Origin of the sequence: Kribbella sp. NPDC003505, from assembly GCF_040610875.1 — a bacterium.
GTDB lineage: Bacteria > Actinomycetota > Actinomycetes > Propionibacteriales > Kribbellaceae > Kribbella.
In genome coordinates, this window is record NZ_JBEXNA010000004.1 from 507,774 (window position 1) to 525,974 (window position 18,201).

The window sequence follows — 18,201 nt, forward strand, 5'->3', positions numbered from 1 at the left end:
GTCCGCGGGTCGCACTCGCGCGGCTCATCGGGCGTGCGTCCGGCAGCCGACCTGCCTCGCCGCGCCCCCGGGGAAGATCCCGCCCGGCCGTGCGGGATCTCCTCGACGAGGCGCTCGCGGGTGTCGCCGCCCGGCCTACCCGGCTGATCCTCACCACGCTGGGCACGGTGCTCGGTGTCGCCGCGCTGGTGGGGACGGTCGGGCTCGGGCAGACGGCCGCCGGGCAGATCACCCAGCGGTTCGACCTGGCGGCGGCCACCCGCGTGGTGGTGCAGCCGGACGACAAGGGCGGACAAGAAGGCGAGGCCGCGACGCAGCTCCCTTGGGACGCGCCGGACCGGATCAAGCGGCTGAACGGCGTGGAAGCGGTCGGCACCGTCAGCAACCTGGAGATCGGTGACGACCTGGTCCAGAACGTGACCGGCCTGGACGGCGGTACCGGGAAGGCCTTGCAGGTGATGGCCGGATCCTCCGGTCTCTGGGACGCGGTCCGCGCGGTGCTCAAGACCGGCCGGTTCTTCGACGACGGTCACGACCGGCGCGCCGACAAGGTGGTTGTCCTGGGCAAGCACGCGGCGGAGCGGCTCGGCATCAACCGGGTCGACTCGCAACCGGCCGTCTTCATCGGCGACGAGCCGTACACGGTGATCGGCATCCTCGACTCGGTCAGCGGCCGGGCCGAGCTGAACGACGCGGTGATCATGCCGAACGGTACGGCACGCCAGGCGTACGACCTCGAGTCGCCGGACGCGGTCGAGATCCGTACGGCGGTCGGCGCCGCGCAACTGATCGCGGAGCAGGCTCCGATCGCGATCGAGCCGAACAACCCGAGCACCCTGACCGTCGACGCGCCGCCGAAGCAGGGCGCCGTACGGAAAGGGGTCGAGTCCGACCTGAACGCGTTGTTCCTGCTGCTGGGCGCGGTCGCGCTGCTCGTCGGAGGGCTCGGCATCGCCAACGTCACGCTGCTGTCGGTGCTGGAGCGCATCTCGGAGATCGGCCTGCGCCGGGCCCTGGGCGCGGCGCGACGACATATCGCCGTTCAGTTCCTGGTGGAGAGTGTGATCGTCGGCTTCCTGGGCGGACTGCTCGGAACGGCGGTCGGGGTCATCCTGACCGTCGGGGTCTCGTGGGTCCGGGACTGGACGCCGATCCTGGACAACCGGCTGGCGTTCGGTTCACCCCTGCTGGGTGCGTTCATCGGCCTGGTTGCCGGTACCTATCCCGCCTGGAAGGCCTCCGCCATCCAGCCGATCACCGCGCTGCGAGGCACGTGAGTACAGCACCGCGGTGATCGCGAACCCGGCCACGATCAGCGCGAGCACCGGGTACGACTTCCCGCTGTCGGGCAGGATCGCCGCGCCGAGCGCGGCCGCGGAGACCTGCCCGACGTTGAAGATCATGTCGTACAGCGAGAACACGCGACCGCGGTACACGTCGTCGACACCCGTCTGGACGAGGGTGTCGACGCTGATCTTGATGCCCTGCGCGCAGATCCCGAGCAGGAACCCGCCGACCACCATCGCGGGCTGTGTGTAGAGCCCGATCGGGACGGCGCTCACGACCGCGGCGGCCGCGAACAGCAGCGTGATCCATCGGCGGAGCGTCATCACCCGCGTGCCCCACGGCGTCACGAGCGCGGCGACGAACAGGCCGGCGCCGACCGCACCGGTCGCGATCGCGAGTCCACCGAACGCTTGATCCAGCTGGCCGGGACCGTAGAAGTAGTTCCGGTACAGCAGGATCATCGCGACCGTCAGCAGCCCGAAGAAGAACCGCAGCGAGCCGATCGCGGCAAGGCCGAGGGCGGCCTGACGGCGTTCACGGAGGTGCCGGCCGCCGTCCACAAGACCGGCTGCGATGCCGCGGAGTGCTTCCACGACGCCTGGTTCGTCGCCGCTCAGGTCCGGACCGAGTTGGTCGCGCCGCAGCCGAAGGGCGAGCAGCGCGGCGGCTGTGTAGCTGAAGACCGTCAGCCCGAGGACGGCGAGGTCCGAGTCGACCAGCAGTTTCACCCCGGCCCCGATCCCGCCGCCGACCAGGAAGGCCGCCGTACCGGACGTCGGGGTGACCGCGTTCGCCATCACCAGCTCGTCACGGTCGACGACGTGCGGGAGGCCGGCGGAGAGTCCGGAGAGCAGGAAGCGGTTGACGCCCAGCGTGAGCAGGACGGCCAGGTAGAACAGCGCGCCGGCGTCACCGGCCGCGACGATCGCGCCGACGCCGATCACGAGCGCGGCGCGGGTCAGGTTCGCGCCGAACAGGATCTGGCGGCGCGACCAGCGGTCCAGGAGAACCCCGGTGAACGGGCCGAGGATCGAGTACGGCAGCAGCGACACCGCGAACAGGCCGGCGATCGCCGCCGCGTCGGGCGCCCGCTCCGGCGAGAACAGCACGTACGACGCGAGCGCGACTTGAAAGACCCCGTCGCCGCACTGCGACGTCAGCCGAACCGCGAACAACCGCCGGAAATCGCGCCGCCGAAGCAACGTCGCCAGATCCCGGATGAACCGCACGCTTGCACTGTAACTAGTCGCCTGACGAGTCGCTGGGGCGCAGCCGTTCGGCGGCGGTCTCGCCGCGTTTGCCGACCGGCTCGACGCCGCGGGCGCGGCCGAGGCCGAGCAGCGGCATGTTGCCGTAGATCGTCTCGGTGTTTCCGGCCGGTACGACGTACGTCTCGTGCCAGATGCCGACTGCTCCGCCCTGGTACGAGGTGCGGAAGAACTCGACCCAGGCGGGCCGGTGCGTCCGGCCGGAGTCGTTCGCGAACGCCTCCAGCTTCTCCACCGACTCCCAGTACTGGATCAGCGTGACGCCACGCCACGTCGGCAACGTACGGAACCCGAGCAACCCACTGTCCTCGTGATTGCTCAGCTCCCGCAACATCGGCCCCATCGCCCGCGCCACCGGCACCCATTCCCGCACCTTGCGCACCGAGTTCACCCGCATCCCGATCAGGAACACGACCAACCCCCCGTCGTACGCCGCGGTCTGCCGCCCCTGGATCACGCCGCTCATGTCCGCCCCCTCTCACGTCGCTACCGACCAGGCTCGCCTCAATCCTCTGTAAAGGCCATCGGATGGCGCGCCGGAGCTGATGGCAAGGCGGCCGGTGCGGGGTAGTGTCGTTCTGCCGGGTGTCACAGTCCGTTGTGTACCGGCTACGATGGCTCCTCAGTTCTGAGCCGCAGCGCGGATGGGATTTTCATGACTGAATCGCAGGATGCCGACGTCGACCCGCGGATGTACGAGCAGTTGAAGCTCGACCGCCCGCACGGCGCCCGGGTGTACGACTACTTCCTGGGTGGGAAGGACAACTTCGCGATCGACCGGCAGGCCGCCGAGCACTTGCTGCAGGCCTTCCCCGGCTTCCGCACCGCCGCCCGGTCGAACCGGATGTGGATGCACCGCGCGGCGAAGTACGCCGCCGAGCAGGGCATCACGCAGTTCCTGGACGTCGGCACCGGCATCCCGACCGAGCCGAACCTGCACGAGGTCGTCCAGGAGATCGTCCCGTCGGCGCACGTGGTGTACGCCGACAACGACCCGATCGTCCTCGCGCACTCCCGCGCGCTGCTGGTCAGCACGCCGGAGGGCCGGACGGCGTACCTCGAGGCCGACGTCACCGACCCGCAGTCGATCCTGCAGTCCGACGAGGTCCGGGAACTGATCGACTTCAGCAAGCCGGTCGCGCTCAGCATCGTCGGCGTCTTCCACTATCTGCCGGACCACCTGAAGCCGTACGACCTGGTCCGTCAGCTCGTCGAGCCGCTCGCGTCCGGCTCGCTGCTGATCTTCTCGCACTGCACCCCGGACTTCGCGCCCGAGCTGTGGGAGCGCGCGATGGTGGTCTACAAGGCCGACGGCGGCGACGCGCAGGTGCGCAGCAAGGAAGAGGTCACCCAGTTCTTCGAAGGCACCGAGCTGATCGAGCCCGGCGTCGTGTCGCCGTTCCGCTGGTATCCCGACGCGGAGACGCAGCGCCTGGTCGACAAGGGCGAGTTCACCGACGTCATGTGCAGCCTGTGGGTGGGTGTCGGCCGCAAGCCGTGAGCCGTAGCGAGTATCCGCACCACCTGGCGATCACGCTGCGGTGGAAGGACAACGACGTCTACGGGCACGTCAACAACGTCGACTACTACAGCTTCTTCGACACGGTCATCAACGACTTCCTGATCCGCCGCGGTGGGCTCGACATCCACCGCGGCGAGGTGATCGGCTTGTGCGTGGACTCGCAGTGCACGTTCAAGCAGCCGCTCGAGTTCCCCGGTGTCGTCGACGCCGGGTTGCGGTGCGGGCAGCTCGGCACCTCCAGTGTGCGGTACGAGCTCGCCTTGTTCCGTGAGGACGCGGACGAGCCGGCCGCCACCGGCCGGTTCGTGCACGTGTTCGTCGGGCGGCACGACCGTCGCCCGGTCCCGGTCCCGGACGGGATCCGCGCGGCCCTCGAAGGGATCACGCGATGATCGTGCGCGGCGCCGTACTGCGGGAGATGGGCCGGCCGGCGCCGTACGCCGCGTCGCGGCCGCTGCAGGTGGAAGACGTCGAACTCGCGCCGCCGGGGCCGGGGGAGTTGCTGATCCGGATCCGCGCGGCCGGGCTGTGTCACTCGGACCTGTCGGTGATCGACGGCTCGCGCCCACGGGTGATGCCGATGCTTCTCGGTCACGAAGCGACCGGCGAGGTCGTGCACTCCGAGGCACCCGGTTTCGCGCCGGGCGATGTCGTGGTGTGTGCCTTCGTCCCCGCCTGCGGCACCTGCGCGCCCTGCGCCGAGGGCCGCCCCGCCTTGTGTGAACCGGGTGCCGCCGCGAACACCGCCGGCACCCTCCTCACCGGCACGCGCCGCCTCACCACCACCGACCGTCCCGGGGAGCTGCACCACCACCTCGGGGTGTCCGGGTTTGCGGATCATGCGGTGATCTCGGCGCATTCGGCCGTGAAGGTCGATCCAACGCTTCCGCCGGAGATCGCGGCACTCTTCGGCTGCGCGGTCATGACCGGCGTCGGCGCGGTGGTCAACACCGCCCAGGTCCGCGCAGGCCGCAGTACCGCAGTTTTCGGTCTGGGCGGCGTCGGCCTGTCCGCGCTCCTCGGCGCCGTCCTCGCCGGAGCGCACCCGATCGTCGCCGTGGACGTCGTCCCCGCCAAACTCCAGCTCGCGCAAGAGCTCGGCGCGACCGCGGTGGTGGACGCCCGCGCCCCGGACGCGGTCGACCAGGTGCGGGAGGCGACGGCGGGCGGCGCGGAGTACGCGTTCGAGACGGTCGGCAGCGCGAAGGTGCTCGAGCAGGCGTACGCCGTCACCCGCCGCGGCGGCACCACGATCACGGTCGGCCTGCCGCATCCGTCGCAGGCCTTCACCGTGCCCGCGGTCAGCCTGGTCGCGGAAGAGCGCACGGTGAAGGGCTCGTACCTCGGTTCGTCCGTGCCGTCCCGCGACATCCCGCGGTACGTCGCCCTGTACCGAGCCGGCCGGCTGCCCGTCGACCGGCTGCTGACCGCGACCGTCGGACTCGACGACCTCAACCAGGCCTTCGACGAGCTCGCCGCCGGTACGTCGATCCGTCAGGTGCTGCTGTTCTGAAGGTTCTCGGCGGCCTTCTGGAACGTGTGGTCGTTGCGGTCCCGGGCCTCGTCGGTGTAGTTGTCACCGAAGAACTCGGCAGTGGCGACCGGCCGGATCTCGAGCAACCCGGACGTGTCGGGGTTGCCGCCGGCGGTCGCGTCCGCGGCGATACAGCGCCAGCCCCACTCCATCGCCTCCTCGCGGGACGCGACCTCGATCAGGCAGAACCCGGCGATCAGCTCCTTGGTCTCGGCGAACGGCCCGTCGACCACCCGGCGCTTGCCCTCGTCGAGCTGCAGCCGGAAGCCGTGCGAGCTCGGCAGCAGCCCGTCGCCCGCGAGCAGGACGCCCTTCTCCGCCATCTCGGCCATCACCAGACCCATCGCGGTCAGGCCCTCCTCGGTCGGAGGCTGCCCGGCCTCGGACGCGTCGCTGGCCTTGAACACCATCATGAACCGCATCGAACCCTCCCAAGTCGACGTTAAATCCCGAGACGAATCTATACAGCGGCGGGGACCATCCGGCAGGCTACGCTCAGTGCGTTCGCGTACACCGCTCGTGAGAATGTCAAGTGAGGCACGCCGGAGTACCTGAGGAGTTCCCGCCCCCATGCCCAACCGCCCCCGCCCCAGATCGCGCCGGATCGCAGGTCTCGCCTGCGCCGGCGCCGTCGTTTTCGGATCCCTGGCCGTCGCGCTCGGCAACCAGGCCGACGCCCAGCAGCCCGCTCCGCTCCCGATCGACCAGCTGCTCGGCCAGGAGCTGCAGGGCAAGGCCGCGCTCGGCCGCGTCCAGTCCCGGCTCACCGAGATCGCCGCGCAGAACAAGTTGTCCACAGACCACCTCCGGCAGATCCTGGCGACGGACCGGACCGCTTGGCTCGACCGCGGCGGCAAGCTGTTCTACCGCGAGCCGGTCGCCACCAGAAGCGAGCTGAAAGCCGCTGCCACGCCGTCGCCACGCTGGGCGACCCGCGCCGTCGCCGGTGCGACCGGCCCGGCCTTCGAGCTGCACAGCAAGCCGGGGTCGAACAGGGTCATCTACCTCGACTTCGACGGCCACACCATCACCGGTACGGCGTGGAACACCGGCGGCAAGCCGGCCACCGTCAACGTCACGCCGTACGACACTGACGGCAACACGAGCAACTGGAGCACGGCCGAGCAGGACGTCGTCCGGGACGTCTGGGCCCGGATCGCCGAGGACTACGCGCCGTTCGACGTCGACGTGACCACGCAGGAGCCGGCCGCGTCCGCGATCACGCGGAGCGGTTCGTCCGACCAGCAGTACGGGACGCGCGTCCTGATCGACCCGACCACCTGGTACCAGTCGGGGTGCGGGTGCGGCGGCGTCGCGTACGTCGGTGTGTACGACAACACCAGTAACCACTCGTACTACCAGCCCGCTCTGGTCTTCACCAAGGGCGTCGGCACCGGCGCGAAGAACATCGCCGAGGCCGCCTCGCACGAGGCAGGGCACAACGTCGGCCTCTCGCACGACGGCACATCGTCCGTCGGGTACTACGCCGGTCACGGCGCCTGGGCGCCGATCATGGGCGTCGGCTACTCGAAGGCGATCAGCCAGTGGAGCAAGGGCGAGTACTCCGGCGCCAACAACAAGGAAGACGACTTCGCGGTGATCGGCCAGAACGGGCTGGCGCTGCGGGCCGACGACCACGGCAACGGCACCGGTGACGCGACGGGGCTCACGCTCGGCACGAGCGTGAAGGGCGTCTACGCCAACGACGCCGACGTCGACACCTTCCGGATCGACCTCGCGGCCGGCACGTTCACGTTCGCCGCGTCGGCGGCAGCGTCCGGCGCGGATATGGACATCAAGCTCCAACTGCTGAACTCGTCGGGCGGTGTCGTCGCCACCGCGGACCCGGCGTCCGGGCAGTCCAACTCGGCGACACCGACCGGGCTGAGCGCGAGCATCAACCGCCAGGTCGCCGCCGGCCGCTACTACCTGCGGATCGAGAACACCGGATACGGCGACCCGCTGAACACCGGCTACTCGACGTACGGCAGCCGCGGCGCCTACACCGTCCGCGTCACCGCGGGCTGACACCCTCTGGCCACCCCGGAGCCGCCGTTCCCACCGAGATCGACGGCTCCGGGGTCTTGTTCGGGGGGATCCGCCCACCCGGGGGGACGTGAGGAGGAACCCGTAGTGAACAGAATCCGCCGTACCGGCGCACTCGCGTGTGCCGGTGCTGTCGTTTTCGGAGGCCTGGCCGTCGCACTCGGCGCCCAGGCCGATGCGCAACAGACTCCCGTGGACCAGTTGCTGTCCACATCCTTGGCCGGCACCTCGGCGCTCGGAAAGGTCCAGTCGCGGCTCGCCGAGGTTGCCGCGCACAACGGCGTACCGACGGACCAGTTGCAGCAGATCCTTGCCACCGACAAGACCGCGTGGCTCGATGCCGACAGCAAGCTGTTCTTCCGCGAGCCCGGCCTGCCCGCCGCGCAGAAGGCTCCTTCGGCATCACCGCGGTGGGCTCGTACGGCGACCGAGGGCGCGACCGGTCCGGCGTTCGAACTGCACAGCAAGCCGGGCTCGAACCGGGTCATCTACCTGGACTTCGACGGTCACACGATCACCGGAACGGCCTGGAACGCGTCGAAGGGCATCGACCCCGTCAACGTCTCGGCGTACGACACCGATGGCGACCCGGCCGGTTGGAGTACCGCCGAGCAGGACGTCGTCCACGAGGTCTGGGCTCGTGTCGCCGAGGACTACGCGCCGTTCGACGTGGACGTGACGACGCAGGAGCCGCCGCAGTCCGCGATCGACCGATCGGGCGCGACGGACCTGGCCTACGGAACGCGGGTGTTGATCGATCCGGATACCTGGTACCAGTCCGGGTGTGGCTGCGGCGGGGTCGCGTACGTCGGCGTGTACGACAGCACCAGCCAGCACGACTACTACCAGCCGGCGCTCGTGTTCACGAAGGGCGTCGGCACCGGCGCGAAGAATCTCGCCGAGGCCGCGTCGCACGAGGCAGGCCACAACGTGGGCCTCTCGCACGACGGGACGTCGACCGTCGGGTACTACCAGGGCCACGGCGCCTGGGCGCCGATCATGGGCGTGGGGTACTACCGCGGCATCAGCCAATGGAGCAAGGGGGAGTACGCCGACGCGAACAACAAGGAAGACGACTTTGCGGTCGTCGGCTCGCACGGTCTCGCACTGCGTGCGGACGAAGCCGGTGACACCGTCGGTGACGCCACCGCGCTGGCCGTCGGTACGCCGGCGTCGGGAATCATCGCGGCCGAGAACGACACCGACGTGTACGCCGTCGATGTCAGCGCCGCCGGCAACTACACCGCGACGGCGAGCCCGGCTCCGAGCGGCGGGAACCTCGACATCAAGCTGGACCTGCTCGACAGCGCCGGCGCCATCGTTGCCTCGAACGACCCGGCATCCGGGCAGAGCGACGCCGGTACGCCGACCGGGCTCGGCGCGAGCGTTAGCGGCAGCCTGCAGCCGGGTAGGTACTACCTGCGGATCGACAACGTGGGCTACGGCGACCCGCTGAACACCGGCTACTCGACGTACGGCAGCCGCGGCGTCTACACCCTCGGCATCTCGCCCTCCTGATCCCTGTGGCTGGTCGGCCTCTGGCGGGCCGACCAGCCACAGGCCTCGTCCCTAGAGCGCACGCTCGAGCGCTGCGGTCAGTGCGACCGGGCGCACCTCGAGCCCATCGAAGCGCCAGCCCTCCTCGGTACGGCGCGCGCTGTACAGGTGGACGGCGGCCGCGATCGCCTCGGTGTTGTCGTCGAGCACGTAGACCGCGGTGTCGTGCGCGCGGACGGTCGCGGTGTCGCCGTCCACCTCGATCACGAGGTTCGACTTGTTGTGCAGGGTGTGGGCGTAGTCGTCGTGACGCGCTCGCGCCATGGCGATGATCGCCTCGACGCCCTTGGCCTCGCCGCGGCGGGATCTGACGACGACATCTTGGGTGAAAAGGCGGTCGCTCTCGTCGTACCGGTGCTCGTCGATCCACAGGCTGTGCCGGGCGACCAGGTCGGCCAGTTCGGTGCGGTCGATGAGTTCTTGCAGGTCGGTCATGGCGGACTCCTGAATGGTTAGTCTGTCTAACGTTGGCTGTGCCAATGAATATAGATCGTTAGTCCGACTAACGCAAGCGGCGTATGCTGGCTCGCATGGAGCCGGGTGAGCTGCGTTTCGACCACGGCGACGAGACGCCGGAGCGCCTCAAGGCGCAGCTGTCACGCCTGCTCGGGATGACCGCGGGCCAGACCCAACGCGTCGCCGCAGATGCGCTCCGCGCCGTGGGCGCACACAAGGATCACTTCGTGGTGCTGGCCGCCCTCGACGAGTTCGGCCCCGCGAGCCAGGCGGCCGTCGCCGGTCGGGCCCGCGTCTACAAGAGCGACCTGGTCGCGGTCCTCAACGAACTCGAGGCCGGCGGCTGGATCCGCCGCAGCCCCGACCCTGCCGACAAACGCCGCAACGTCATCACCCTCACGCCGACCGGCCACGACCGCCTCGCGGAGCTGGACCGCATCCTCACAACCGTCAACGCCCACATCACCGCACCCCTGACCACCCAGGAACGCGCCCAGCTCTTCACCCTGCTCAACCGCATCAACACCCACTTGGCCCCGTAACAACCACCACCGCGAGGCTGACCCCAGAGCGACAAACCGCCCAGACCGCCGACCCGCCAATGCTCCTGCCGGCCGGCGCGATGAAACTCCGGCCCACCGCCTGCCGTGGCCCCGGCGGCTCAGCGCGCTTGGTGCGTGTCTGGGTTGGTGGGCGACGTCGGGGAGTCTGAGGTGCCGGTGGTCTGCAGGACGCCGGTGTGGTGGAGATGTGAGCGGGCAGCCCGGATCGCCTCGGGTGTGCTGGCGAAGACCCGGCCTGCCGCGTTCAGGTCGTGGATCACCTCAAGCGCGTCCAGGGTGCGGTGGTGGCCGGCGCGGATTCCGGACATGAGAACCGTGATGCCGCGACGCTGGAGTTTCTCGATGGCGTCTTTGAGCACGAGCGCACCGCTCGCGTCGATCGCACTGACCGCTGACATCCGCAAGATGACGACGGAGACGTGCGCGACCTCGGACAGTTCGAGCAGAAACCGGTGCGCGGCGAACAGCAGCGGCCCATCGATGCGGTAGGCAACGATGTGTTCGTCCAGCAGGGCACGTTCCTCGACAGTATGGTCACCGGGCAGATCCGGGTGGAGAGGCATCTTCCGCAGACGGGCGCTGCGCGCGACCGCCCGCAGCGCGAGCGCGCCGGCGGCGACCAGTCCGAGCAGGACAGCCTTGACCAGGTCCAGGGCGAGGGTCGCGACAGCAGTCAGAGCCAGTACGACGGCATCGGATCGTGTCGCGCGCGTCATTGCCCGGATCGAGCCGACTTCGACCATGCGAATCGCGGTGGCCAGCAGCACCCCGGCCAGCGCCGCGAGCGGGATCCGCGCGACCAGCGGCGCCGCGGTGTAGACGATCGCCGCGAGCAGCACGGCGTGGACGAGCGCGGCCAAGCGCGAGCCTGCTCCGGAGCGGACATTGACCGCGGTCCGGGCGATCGCGCCGGTGGCGGGTACACCCCCGAACAGTGGTGCGGCCAGGTTGGCCAGTCCCTGGCCGAACAGTTCGCGGTCCGGGTCGTGTCTGTGGTTCACGCCCATTCCGTCGGCGACCGCCGCCGACAGCAGTGATTCCAGCGCCGCCAGCGCCGCGACTGCAACCGCTGCCCCGGCGAGTGACCCGAGCGCCGACAGATCGACGAATGACAGCGACGGTGCGGCAAGGCCGTCCGGCAAGCTGCCGATCCGCGCGACGTCCAGACCGGCGACTTCGGCGATGAGCGTTACCGCCACCACCGCGACGACCGACAACGGAACCGTCGGCCGGATCCGGGCGCCGACCAGAATGATCACCGCGACACCGATCGCGATCGCGGCGGCCACCCAGTGCGGGTGTGCCGCGAACGCGGCCACCGCACGAGCGGCCACCACGGCGACCTGGTCACCATGCGGCGCCGCAACACCGAGCGCGGCCGGCACCTGCTGCAACCCGATGACACACGCGATGCCGAGCGTGAACCCTTCGACCACCGACGCGGGAACGAAGGCCATGTAGCGCCCGGCCTTGGCAATCGCCAGGCCGACCAGGATCAGCCCGGCCATCAGTCCAACCGTCAGCACCCCGCTCGCGCCGTGCGCATGCATGATCGGCACCAGCACAACAGTCATCGCGCCGGTAGGTCCCGACACCTGCAGACCGGACCCACCAAACGCAGCGGCCACCGCCCCAGCCACCACGGCCGTCGTCAGACCCGCAGCCGCCCCCAGCCCGGACGAGATCCCGAACCCAAGCGCCAACGGAAGCGCGACAATCGCCACCGTCACCCCCGCAACAAGATCACGCCGCGGCTGCCGCACCATCGCAGCCAGATCTTCCCTCCCTGGAAGCAACGACCGCACAAGCTGCCAGACCGGACTCACGGAGTTGCCTCTTCGGCCTCGCGTAGCTCGGCCAGGAGTTCACTTTGCCCGGTGAGCATCTCGGTCAGGAATCGGCGTGCGATTCTCAGCAGCTCGGCGATGTCTCCGCCGGCGAGCTCGTAGATCACCGTCGACGCCTCGCGGTGCGAGGTCACGATGCCGTAGCGGCGCAGCACCGCCAGTTGCTGGGACAGGCTGGACGGCTCGATCCCGATCTCGGCCAGCAGATCCCGCACCGGCCGCGGCCGGTCCTGGAGCAACTCCAGCACCCGGATCCGCACCGGGTGCCCCAACACCCGAAAGAACTCAGCCTTCGCCTGATACAGCGGAACCCCCGCCGTCATCGCCGCTGCCCGGAGTCGCCCGCAGCCCCGAGCCCGCCTTCATCGACATCGACGTCGTGCTCGACCGCCAGCCTCAGCAGACTCTCGAGTTCACCGGTGCGGACATCCACGGCGTAGAAGTCCCCAGCCGCCTTCGCCGCGTCCAGCGCCTCGCGCGCCTCACGCACCCGCCGCCGTAAATCACTCGCGAACTCACTGCTGCCCACAACACCTCCACCGCGTCCGCCCTGACGGCTTCAGAATGTAGCGAATTGAAGAATTTTGCAAATCATCATGACAGCCGGCGCCGACCAGCGGCGTGCAGTTGCTGGGTGGGATGAATGGTGTGGGTCAGGAAGGGATCAAGTGACGGGTGGCCAGGTGGGCCAGCGCGGCCGATGTGTCGGCGAGGACCGCGTCGTCGAAGCGGACGAGGCTGGAGTGGTTGGAGGGGGCTTCTTCGGGGGTGACGTCGTCGGGGCGGGCGCCGACCATTGCGAAGGTGCCTGGGACCTCGCGGAGAACCATCGAGAAGTCCTCCGCGCCCATCAGGGGGTTGTCCAAACGCTGCACCCGGTCCGCGCCGAACACGTCGGTGAGCAGCTCGGTGGTTTCCGCCGTGCGTCCGGCGTCGTTGACCGTCACCGGGTACTGCGGGTCGAGGCGCGCGTCGACCGTGCAGCCGTGCGCGGCCGCGATTTGCTCCGCCAACGCCGGCAGTTCGCGGGTCAGCTGCTCCAGCATCGCGTCGGACAGCGTGCGGACGGTGGCGCCGAGGCGGGCCGTGTTCGGGATGACGTTGATCGCGACGCCCGCCTCCAGCTGCGTCACCGTGATCACCACCGGGTCGAACACGTTCACCCGCCGCGTGGTGTACGCCTGCAACGCCAGCACGATCTCCGCGACCACCGGCACCGGGTCCACGGTGCGATCCGGCATCGACCCGTGCCCGCCCTTCCCACGCACCGTGATGTGGAGCTGGTTCGAGCTCGCCATGATCGTTCCGGGCCGCAGCTGGAACGTTCCCTTCGGTGCCTGCGACCAGACGTGCAACGCGTACGCCGCGATCGGCTTGTCGCCGGTTGCCTCCAGAAGACCCTCGCGCAGCATGTATCCCGCGCCGCCGAGACCCTCCTCGCCCGGCTGGAACATGAAGACGACGTTCCCGTGCAGTTCATCTCGGTGCTCGCTCAGCAAGCGTGCCGCTCCGATCAGGCCCGCGGTGTGCAGATCGTGGCCGCAGGCATGCATGTTGCCGTTCTCGGCGGCGTACTCGAGGCCGGTCTCTTCCACCACCGGCAACGCATCCATGTCGCCGCGCAGCAACACGGTCGGCCCCGGTGCTGCGCCGCGTAGCACTGCCACCACCGACGTCACCTCCGTGCCCGTGGTGATTTCCAGTGGCAACCCCGCCAGAGCATCCATCACGACGGCCTGAGTCCGAGGCAGGATCAATCCCACCTCGGGCTCCCGATGGAGCACCCGCCGGACCTCGACCAGTTCGGCCAACCTTTCGGCACCCTCAGCAATCAGGTCCACCGATACTCCTCTCGTCGCGGGCTCTTCATCCGCGCCTCCTGCCGGCGTCCAGTCACCGTACCCGGCCTCGGCGTCGTGTCTGTGCCTCGGGCATGTTCGCCCAGCCTTGTTGCACTGCGTCAGTCCCGCGACAACCTGGTAGGTCCAGGCGCCGACCGTCGGTGCCCGCCAGGCGCGGCGCTCCAGCTCGGCGGCCGACTCGAGCCCTGGCCTCCCTGCGCCGGACCGTCAGAGCCCTGACCGCCGGACTGCGGGCCCTGGGAGTGCGGGCCCTGGGAGTGCGCGCCTTCGGAGTGCAAGCCCTTGGTCTGCGGACTGTTGGGCTCCGAGCCGTCGGAAGCTCGGCTGCCGTGCTGTGTCCGATCCGGTGTCCGATCCGGTGTCCGATCCGGTGTCCGATCCGGTGTCCGATGTGGTGTCCGATCCGGTGTCCGATGTGGTGTCATCGTGGCGCCGAGACCGGCGTCAAGTGCCCGGCGCAGGTCCTGGTTGCCGGCCCAGTGCTCGGCGATCGTCTGAATCTCCGCAGTTGCGTTCCGGAATGCGCTCCGTCCCGCGAGACCGGCCATGCGAAGGTCCGAGGGGTCGTTCTTGTCGTAGTCGTAGACAGCGGCGAACGGTCCGTGCATGGCCTCGGCGATGCGGCTGATCGCGTCGGCCCTCGCGGTCTCCGGAACCAGTTGGCTCAGATGCTTCGTGTACAGGAGCTCCGCGGCGACCTTGAACTTCTCAGCGGTGTTCACCACCGCTATTCGCTGGATGACCTCGGAGGGCTCCAAGCCGACGTCCGCGCCGACCGCGGTACTGAATGCGTCGACCGCAGGGGTATAGGCCGCATAGGCCTGCAGGCTCTGCCGCCTCCTGATGCCGGGAGCGATCTGCTCGAGACCGAGCTCGTCGATGAAGTTGTCGAGCTCGTTCTGTGTCGCCCGTTCTGTGACTCCTTCCTCGAAGACCTTGTACGCCCTGCCCTCGTACGCATCGAGCGGGAAAGCCAACGACGTACCTGGCCCGGCCAGCAGGTGGATGTTCTCGTGGAACAGGTTGCGCAGAGCTTCGCGGTACCTGTCGAGTGTCTCGTCGTCATGCTGCAGGTAGGCACGATCGAACATGTCCTGCAGCGGCTCGATGACGTCCTGCGGGTGGTACAGGATCGTGCCGTCCCAGGTCACCTTGGATACTTGGTCGTCGCCGGCGGATCCGGGTTGCCTCGACTCCTGCCACGGTCTTGGCGATCCGGCCGATCTCGGCGATGGCAGCCTGGAGAAGCTCGATGCGCTCCGCCGGGGTGCCGGTGGAGCCGAGACCCCGCGACTGCACCTGGAGCGCTGCTGCCATCTCGTCGGACATCGGGGGGACCTTGTAGTTCAGGACGTGCTCCAGTGAGGACAGGCTCCGCTCGGCACGCTCCCGATCTGCCGCCGGCTCCACCGTCGGGACCAGGCTCCGCAGTCGCTCAACTTCGATCGGCAGCCGCTCCTCGGGGATCTCCTTGGCCATCACCGCCTCGACGAGCCGCTGCTCCTCTGCGTCGTACGTTGCGTAGTCCATGCCCCTCAGTATCCCGGCGGCCGGGGGCCTCTCGGTGCTGAGCGAACTGACCGTGCGCGTGGTGTGGACGGATGGGCGACGGGTGAGTGGCTGCCGGATATCTGAGGGTTGGGGCGGCGAGGCCGGACAGAGCCGATTCGTGGGGAGACGGCGCACTGCGGATCGGGGCGGGAGGTGGGAGGGCGCAGTCGTCGAGGTGTCTGGCCGAGTCGGTGGCGTGAGTTTCGCGGCGGAGGTCGGTGAGGATCTGAGTGGCGGTTGCCAGGGAGTGCTTGCCGGCGACGCCGGGTGGGTCCAGTTCATAGGTGTCGAGGTGGGCGAGGCCGGAGCGGAGGATCGCTTCGAGGCGGGAGCCGGTGTCGGTGTCAGGCAGATCGTGGGACGTGCGGACGAGGTCGACGAGGAGGGGGAACTGACCGGCTGCGGTCTGCCGGTTGAGCAGCGCCAGGGTTTCGCCGGAGGAGAGGGCGTTGCGGGCGTCGAGGTCCGTGGTGATCTTGCGGACGGCGGGGACGAAGGCGGCGTAGTAGCCGGTGGACCGGACGGAATCGATGCCTGGCGCAACCTTGTCGATGCCGAGCCGGCGGAGGAAGTCGTCGAGATGGTCCTGGGCCCAGGCTTCCGTGACACCTTCCTCCAGTTGGCGGCTACCCGGTTTGGTGAAGGCTTCGCGGGCCGCCTCCTGGGTGGCGCCCTCCGGGCCGAGAAAGTGGGCATGCTCGTGGAGCAGCGTTGCCAGGGACTCGCGGTAGGCGACGAGGGTCGGTGTCGGACGTGTCGTGCCGGCGTGTTCGTAGAGCTGGCGGAGCGGGTCGACGATCGACTCGCGGTCGAGGTAGAGGGTGCCGTCCCAATGGGCGAGGCCGAGCATCGCGCTGGAGGATTCGATGATGTGCCCGTTCCACGCGGACCGATCGGCGCCGGCGAGCTCGCGGGCTGTGTCTCCACTCGCCGCCAGTAGCTCGAGGACCGAGGTCGGGTGGGCTGCCAGAGTCGTCGTCACGAGCGCAGCGCGATCGAGAGCCGGACCAGAGAGTCGGCTGTGCGCCGTAGGCGGGCGCGATGGTCCGGATCGTCGGCCTGGGTCGCGAGGCGGGCGAGCTCGGTGATGAGCCAGTCGGCCCGGGCCTGCCGCTCGGCGCGCGGGGCGAGCCCGGCCGCTGGCAGGTCGGGTGGTGCGGAGGTCGTCGAGGTGGCCGGCGTACCGATCGGATGTTGCATGAGATGTCCTCCCGAGTCGTGAAGTCGGCGGAGAACATACGGAGATCGGCCCCGGAATCCACGGCGGATTTCGGAACTGTGGATAACCCAGGCACCCGGCGTACCGATGGGCCTACTGCTGTGCGGACTCCTGCAGCTCGTGGATCAGCGCTGACATCGGGAAGTACGCCCGAAGTGCCGTGATGCGATCGCCGTCCACGTCGTAGAAGACGGTGTACGGCAGGCGGACCGTGGTGCCTGTCGCCGGTACGCCGGCGAACTCGGCCGTGTGCTTTCCGACGAAGACGGCTTCCAGCGCCGCGACGCCGTCGCCGGACGCGACATTCCTGACTTCCGGTGACGCGTCGAACAGCTGGGTGTGCATCGCGAGGATGAAGTCGCGGACGGCCTCCCGGCCACGCACCTCGTCCCCGGTCTCCATCGTCGTCCACACGATGTCGTCGCTGAAGAACGACGCGAAGTCGCCGCCGTTCAACAGCGCCGCCAGGTAATCGCGCAGCGTGGATTCGGTCTGTGCCACAGACATCTGGGGCCCCCTTTCCACGGAAGGCCGCGGCCCGATGTCGCGGCCTCTGGACCGGCATCCCGGTCCCCCCACCGGTCAGTCAAGCACCGTGCCGGTATGTGGGAAAGGGGGTCATCGGCCGAGCGCGAAGGTCAAACGCATGACGTTCAGAACAGTGTCGGCGGCTCGCTCGCGACGGGCTCCGGGAGCGGGGCGAGGTCGGGTACGGCTGCGGCGACGGTGGCGTGGAAGCGGCGGGCGAGGTTGAGCGACTCGGCGTTGTCCGGCGTGTGCAGGAAGATCGTCGGAGAGCGGCCTTCGGACAGCCAGCCGACGACGAGTTCGACGAGGTACGCCCAGCCGTCGACGGTCTCGTCCACGGAGTCGCGACCGATGTAGCGGACGATCGGGTGGCCGGTCAGCGCGCGGGTCCGGCGGGCGACGCGCGGCTTCTTCATCCAGGCGTCGCGCTCGGCCAGGCTGGTCGGGCGGCGGGCGAACAGCGTGCCGGTGTCGAACGGGATCCACTCCGCGTTCGCGCGGGCCAGGACACGTTCGAGGTTCGCCGCGGCGCGGGGGTCGTCGAAGAAGTCGCGGTGCCGGACCTCCACGGCGTACCGGTGGTCGCGGGGCGCCTGGTGCAGGAAGGCGGCGAGCGCGCCGAGGTCTGTCGGCGAGAAGGCGGCCGGGAGCTGGATCCAGACCGCGTGGTTACGCGGGCCGAGCGGCTCGATCGCCGCGAGGAAGGCGCGAAACTCCGCGTCGACGTTCGTCAGCCGGCGCTCATGAGTGACGACCTGCGGCAGTTTCACCACGAACCGGAAGTCAGGCGGCGTCTGCGCGGCCCACGACGCCACCGTCGACACCGACGGCGTCCCGTAGAACGTGGTGTTGCTCTCCACCGCGGTGCACCACGAGGCGTACGAACGCAGCTTCTCGCGGGCGGGCTGCGGCCACGCGGGATGTGTCCATTGGGCACATCCCACGTGGAGCCGCATCGTCA

21 protein-coding genes are annotated in these 18,201 nt (G+C 69.3%); 8 read left to right on the forward strand and 13 right to left on the reverse strand.

Going from position 1 to position 18,201, the window contains the following annotated elements; genetic code table 11:
* Nucleotides 1–89 precede the first annotated feature (89 nt).
* Nucleotides 90–1,277, forward strand: coding sequence for an ABC transporter permease (locus tag ABZX12_RS16220; protein WP_355693777.1), 1,188 nt, complete (start codon nucleotides 90–92; stop codon nucleotides 1,275–1,277).
* On the opposite strand, the gene ABZX12_RS16225 is transcribed toward ABZX12_RS16220, so the two are convergent.
* Together ABZX12_RS16225 and ABZX12_RS16230 are read right to left on the reverse strand one after the other, a co-directional pair.
* Nucleotides 1,179–2,516 carry an MFS transporter gene (locus ABZX12_RS16225; protein ID WP_355693779.1) on the reverse strand — a complete coding sequence of 446 codons (1,338 nt, stop codon included), beginning with the start codon at nucleotides 2,514–2,516 and terminating at the stop codon, nucleotides 1,179–1,181. The two genes, ABZX12_RS16220 and ABZX12_RS16225, sit on opposite strands and share 99 nt — an antisense overlap.
* Nucleotides 2,517–2,529: 13 nt before the next feature.
* Complete coding sequence (locus ABZX12_RS16230; RefSeq protein ID WP_355693781.1) at nucleotides 2,530–3,021, reverse strand: DUF4188 domain-containing protein; 492 nt, start codon at nucleotides 3,019–3,021, stop codon at nucleotides 2,530–2,532.
* Nucleotides 3,022–3,210: 189 nt separating this feature from the next.
* Between ABZX12_RS16230 and ABZX12_RS16235 the strand changes: the two genes are divergently transcribed.
* Genes ABZX12_RS16235 through ABZX12_RS16245 form a run of 3 tightly spaced genes read left to right on the forward strand, consistent with a single transcriptional unit; the run spans nucleotide 3,211 to nucleotide 5,590 of the window.
* A complete protein-coding gene (locus ABZX12_RS16235; RefSeq protein ID WP_355693782.1) occupies nucleotides 3,211–4,056 on the forward strand; it encodes an SAM-dependent methyltransferase in 846 nt (281 codons plus the stop codon).
* The gene (locus ABZX12_RS16240; RefSeq protein WP_355693784.1) at nucleotides 4,053–4,469 is read left to right on the forward strand and encodes a thioesterase family protein; all 417 of its coding nucleotides are present in this window, start codon (nucleotides 4,053–4,055) and stop codon (nucleotides 4,467–4,469) included. The genes ABZX12_RS16235 and ABZX12_RS16240 overlap by 4 nt, the downstream gene beginning before the upstream one ends.
* Entirely contained in the window at nucleotides 4,466–5,590 is a 1,125-nt protein-coding gene (locus ABZX12_RS16245) for a zinc-dependent alcohol dehydrogenase family protein (RefSeq protein ID WP_355693786.1), read from the forward strand. The genes ABZX12_RS16240 and ABZX12_RS16245 overlap by 4 nt, the downstream gene beginning before the upstream one ends.
* On the opposite strand, the gene ABZX12_RS16250 is transcribed toward ABZX12_RS16245, so the two are convergent.
* Complete coding sequence (locus ABZX12_RS16250; protein ID WP_355693788.1) at nucleotides 5,572–6,033, reverse strand: YciI family protein; 462 nt, start codon at nucleotides 6,031–6,033, stop codon at nucleotides 5,572–5,574. The two genes, ABZX12_RS16245 and ABZX12_RS16250, sit on opposite strands and share 19 nt — an antisense overlap.
* A gap of 148 nt (nucleotides 6,034–6,181) precedes the next feature.
* Here ABZX12_RS16250 and ABZX12_RS16255 point away from each other — a divergent pair, with 148 nt between their 5' ends.
* The gene (locus ABZX12_RS16255; RefSeq protein ID WP_355693789.1) at nucleotides 6,182–7,639 is read left to right on the forward strand and encodes a M12 family metallo-peptidase; all 1,458 of its coding nucleotides are present in this window, start codon (nucleotides 6,182–6,184) and stop codon (nucleotides 7,637–7,639) included.
* A 105-nt stretch (nucleotides 7,640–7,744) separates the two neighbouring features.
* Nucleotides 7,745–9,175, forward strand: coding sequence for a pre-peptidase C-terminal domain-containing protein (locus ABZX12_RS16260; RefSeq protein WP_355693791.1), 1,431 nt, complete (start codon nucleotides 7,745–7,747; stop codon nucleotides 9,173–9,175).
* A gap of 51 nt (nucleotides 9,176–9,226) precedes the next feature.
* Here ABZX12_RS16260 and ABZX12_RS16265 read toward each other — a convergent pair whose 3' ends face one another.
* Nucleotides 9,227–9,649 (reverse strand): nuclear transport factor 2 family protein, encoded by a 423-nt coding sequence (locus tag ABZX12_RS16265; RefSeq protein WP_355693793.1) that lies wholly within the window; start codon nucleotides 9,647–9,649, stop codon nucleotides 9,227–9,229.
* A 95-nt stretch (nucleotides 9,650–9,744) separates the two neighbouring features.
* Between ABZX12_RS16265 and ABZX12_RS16270 the strand changes: the two genes are divergently transcribed.
* Complete coding sequence (locus ABZX12_RS16270; RefSeq protein ID WP_355693794.1) at nucleotides 9,745–10,212, forward strand: MarR family winged helix-turn-helix transcriptional regulator; 468 nt, start codon at nucleotides 9,745–9,747, stop codon at nucleotides 10,210–10,212.
* A gap of 119 nt (nucleotides 10,213–10,331) precedes the next feature.
* On the opposite strand, the gene ABZX12_RS16275 is transcribed toward ABZX12_RS16270, so the two are convergent.
* The 6 genes from ABZX12_RS16275 to ABZX12_RS16300 form a co-directional block, all read right to left on the reverse strand.
* Nucleotides 10,332–12,059, reverse strand: coding sequence for a SulP family inorganic anion transporter (locus tag ABZX12_RS16275; RefSeq protein ID WP_355693796.1), 1,728 nt, complete (start codon nucleotides 12,057–12,059; stop codon nucleotides 10,332–10,334).
* Nucleotides 12,056–12,403, reverse strand: a complete 348-nt coding sequence (locus ABZX12_RS16280) for a metalloregulator ArsR/SmtB family transcription factor (protein ID WP_355693798.1) — start codon at nucleotides 12,401–12,403, stop codon at nucleotides 12,056–12,058. The genes ABZX12_RS16275 and ABZX12_RS16280 overlap by 4 nt, the downstream gene beginning before the upstream one ends.
* A complete protein-coding gene (locus ABZX12_RS16285) occupies nucleotides 12,400–12,609 on the reverse strand; it encodes a hypothetical protein (RefSeq protein ID WP_355693800.1) in 210 nt (69 codons plus the stop codon). Before ABZX12_RS16285 ends, ABZX12_RS16280 begins: the two co-directional genes overlap by 4 nt.
* Nucleotides 12,610–12,733: 124 nt before the next feature.
* On the reverse strand, nucleotides 12,734–13,921 hold the full coding sequence (locus ABZX12_RS16290; protein WP_355693802.1) for a M20 family metallopeptidase: 1,188 nt from the start codon (nucleotides 13,919–13,921) through the stop codon (nucleotides 12,734–12,736).
* Between the two features lie 119 nt (nucleotides 13,922–14,040).
* Nucleotides 14,041–15,093, reverse strand: coding sequence for a hypothetical protein (locus tag ABZX12_RS16295; RefSeq protein WP_355693804.1), 1,053 nt, complete (start codon nucleotides 15,091–15,093; stop codon nucleotides 14,041–14,043).
* Nucleotides 15,005–15,472: a hypothetical protein gene (locus ABZX12_RS16300; protein WP_355693806.1), complete on the reverse strand. Its 468-nt coding sequence runs from the start codon at nucleotides 15,470–15,472 to the stop codon at nucleotides 15,005–15,007. Before ABZX12_RS16300 ends, ABZX12_RS16295 begins: the two co-directional genes overlap by 89 nt.
* 217 nt (nucleotides 15,473–15,689) lie before the next feature.
* Here ABZX12_RS16300 and ABZX12_RS16305 point away from each other — a divergent pair, with 217 nt between their 5' ends.
* Entirely contained in the window at nucleotides 15,690–16,433 is a 744-nt protein-coding gene (locus tag ABZX12_RS16305; protein WP_355693807.1) for a hypothetical protein, read from the forward strand.
* A 38-nt stretch (nucleotides 16,434–16,471) separates the two neighbouring features.
* Here ABZX12_RS16305 and ABZX12_RS16310 read toward each other — a convergent pair whose 3' ends face one another.
* The 3 genes from ABZX12_RS16310 to ABZX12_RS16320 all read right to left on the reverse strand — a co-directional run bounded on the left by ABZX12_RS16310 (nucleotide 16,472) and on the right by ABZX12_RS16320 (nucleotide 18,196).
* Entirely contained in the window at nucleotides 16,472–16,693 is a 222-nt protein-coding gene (locus ABZX12_RS16310; protein ID WP_355693809.1) for a hypothetical protein, read from the reverse strand.
* Between the two features lie 112 nt (nucleotides 16,694–16,805).
* A complete protein-coding gene (locus ABZX12_RS16315) occupies nucleotides 16,806–17,219 on the reverse strand; it encodes a nuclear transport factor 2 family protein (RefSeq protein WP_355693811.1) in 414 nt (137 codons plus the stop codon).
* 146 nt (nucleotides 17,220–17,365) lie between these two features.
* Entirely contained in the window at nucleotides 17,366–18,196 is an 831-nt protein-coding gene (locus tag ABZX12_RS16320) for a DUF72 domain-containing protein (protein ID WP_355693813.1), read from the reverse strand.
* Nucleotides 18,197–18,201 lie beyond the last annotated feature (5 nt).

Coding starts and splice junctions, on each gene's coding strand:
- ABZX12_RS16270 (WP_355693794.1), top strand. CDS start 9,745: ATGGAGCCGGGTGAGCTGCGTTTCGACCACGGCGACGAGACGCCGGAG.
- ABZX12_RS16255 (WP_355693789.1), top strand. CDS start 6,182: ATGCCCAACCGCCCCCGCCCCAGATCGCGCCGGATCGCAGGTCTCGCC.
- ABZX12_RS16250 (WP_355693788.1), bottom strand. CDS start 6,033: ATGCGGTTCATGATGGTGTTCAAGGCCAGCGACGCGTCCGAGGCCGGG.
- ABZX12_RS16320 (WP_355693813.1), bottom strand. CDS start 18,196: ATGCGGCTCCACGTGGGATGTGCCCAATGGACACATCCCGCGTGGCCG.
- ABZX12_RS16280 (WP_355693798.1), bottom strand. CDS start 12,403: ATGACGGCGGGGGTTCCGCTGTATCAGGCGAAGGCTGAGTTCTTTCGG.
- ABZX12_RS16310 (WP_355693809.1), bottom strand. CDS start 16,693: ATGCAACATCCGATCGGTACGCCGGCCACCTCGACGACCTCCGCACCA.
- ABZX12_RS16300 (WP_355693806.1), bottom strand. CDS start 15,472: ATGGACTACGCAACGTACGACGCAGAGGAGCAGCGGCTCGTCGAGGCG.
- ABZX12_RS16230 (WP_355693781.1), bottom strand. CDS start 3,021: ATGAGCGGCGTGATCCAGGGGCGGCAGACCGCGGCGTACGACGGGGGG.
- ABZX12_RS16265 (WP_355693793.1), bottom strand. CDS start 9,649: ATGACCGACCTGCAAGAACTCATCGACCGCACCGAACTGGCCGACCTG.
- ABZX12_RS16245 (WP_355693786.1), top strand. CDS start 4,466: ATGATCGTGCGCGGCGCCGTACTGCGGGAGATGGGCCGGCCGGCGCCG.
- ABZX12_RS16315 (WP_355693811.1), bottom strand. CDS start 17,219: ATGTCTGTGGCACAGACCGAATCCACGCTGCGCGATTACCTGGCGGCG.
- ABZX12_RS16235 (WP_355693782.1), top strand. CDS start 3,211: ATGACTGAATCGCAGGATGCCGACGTCGACCCGCGGATGTACGAGCAG.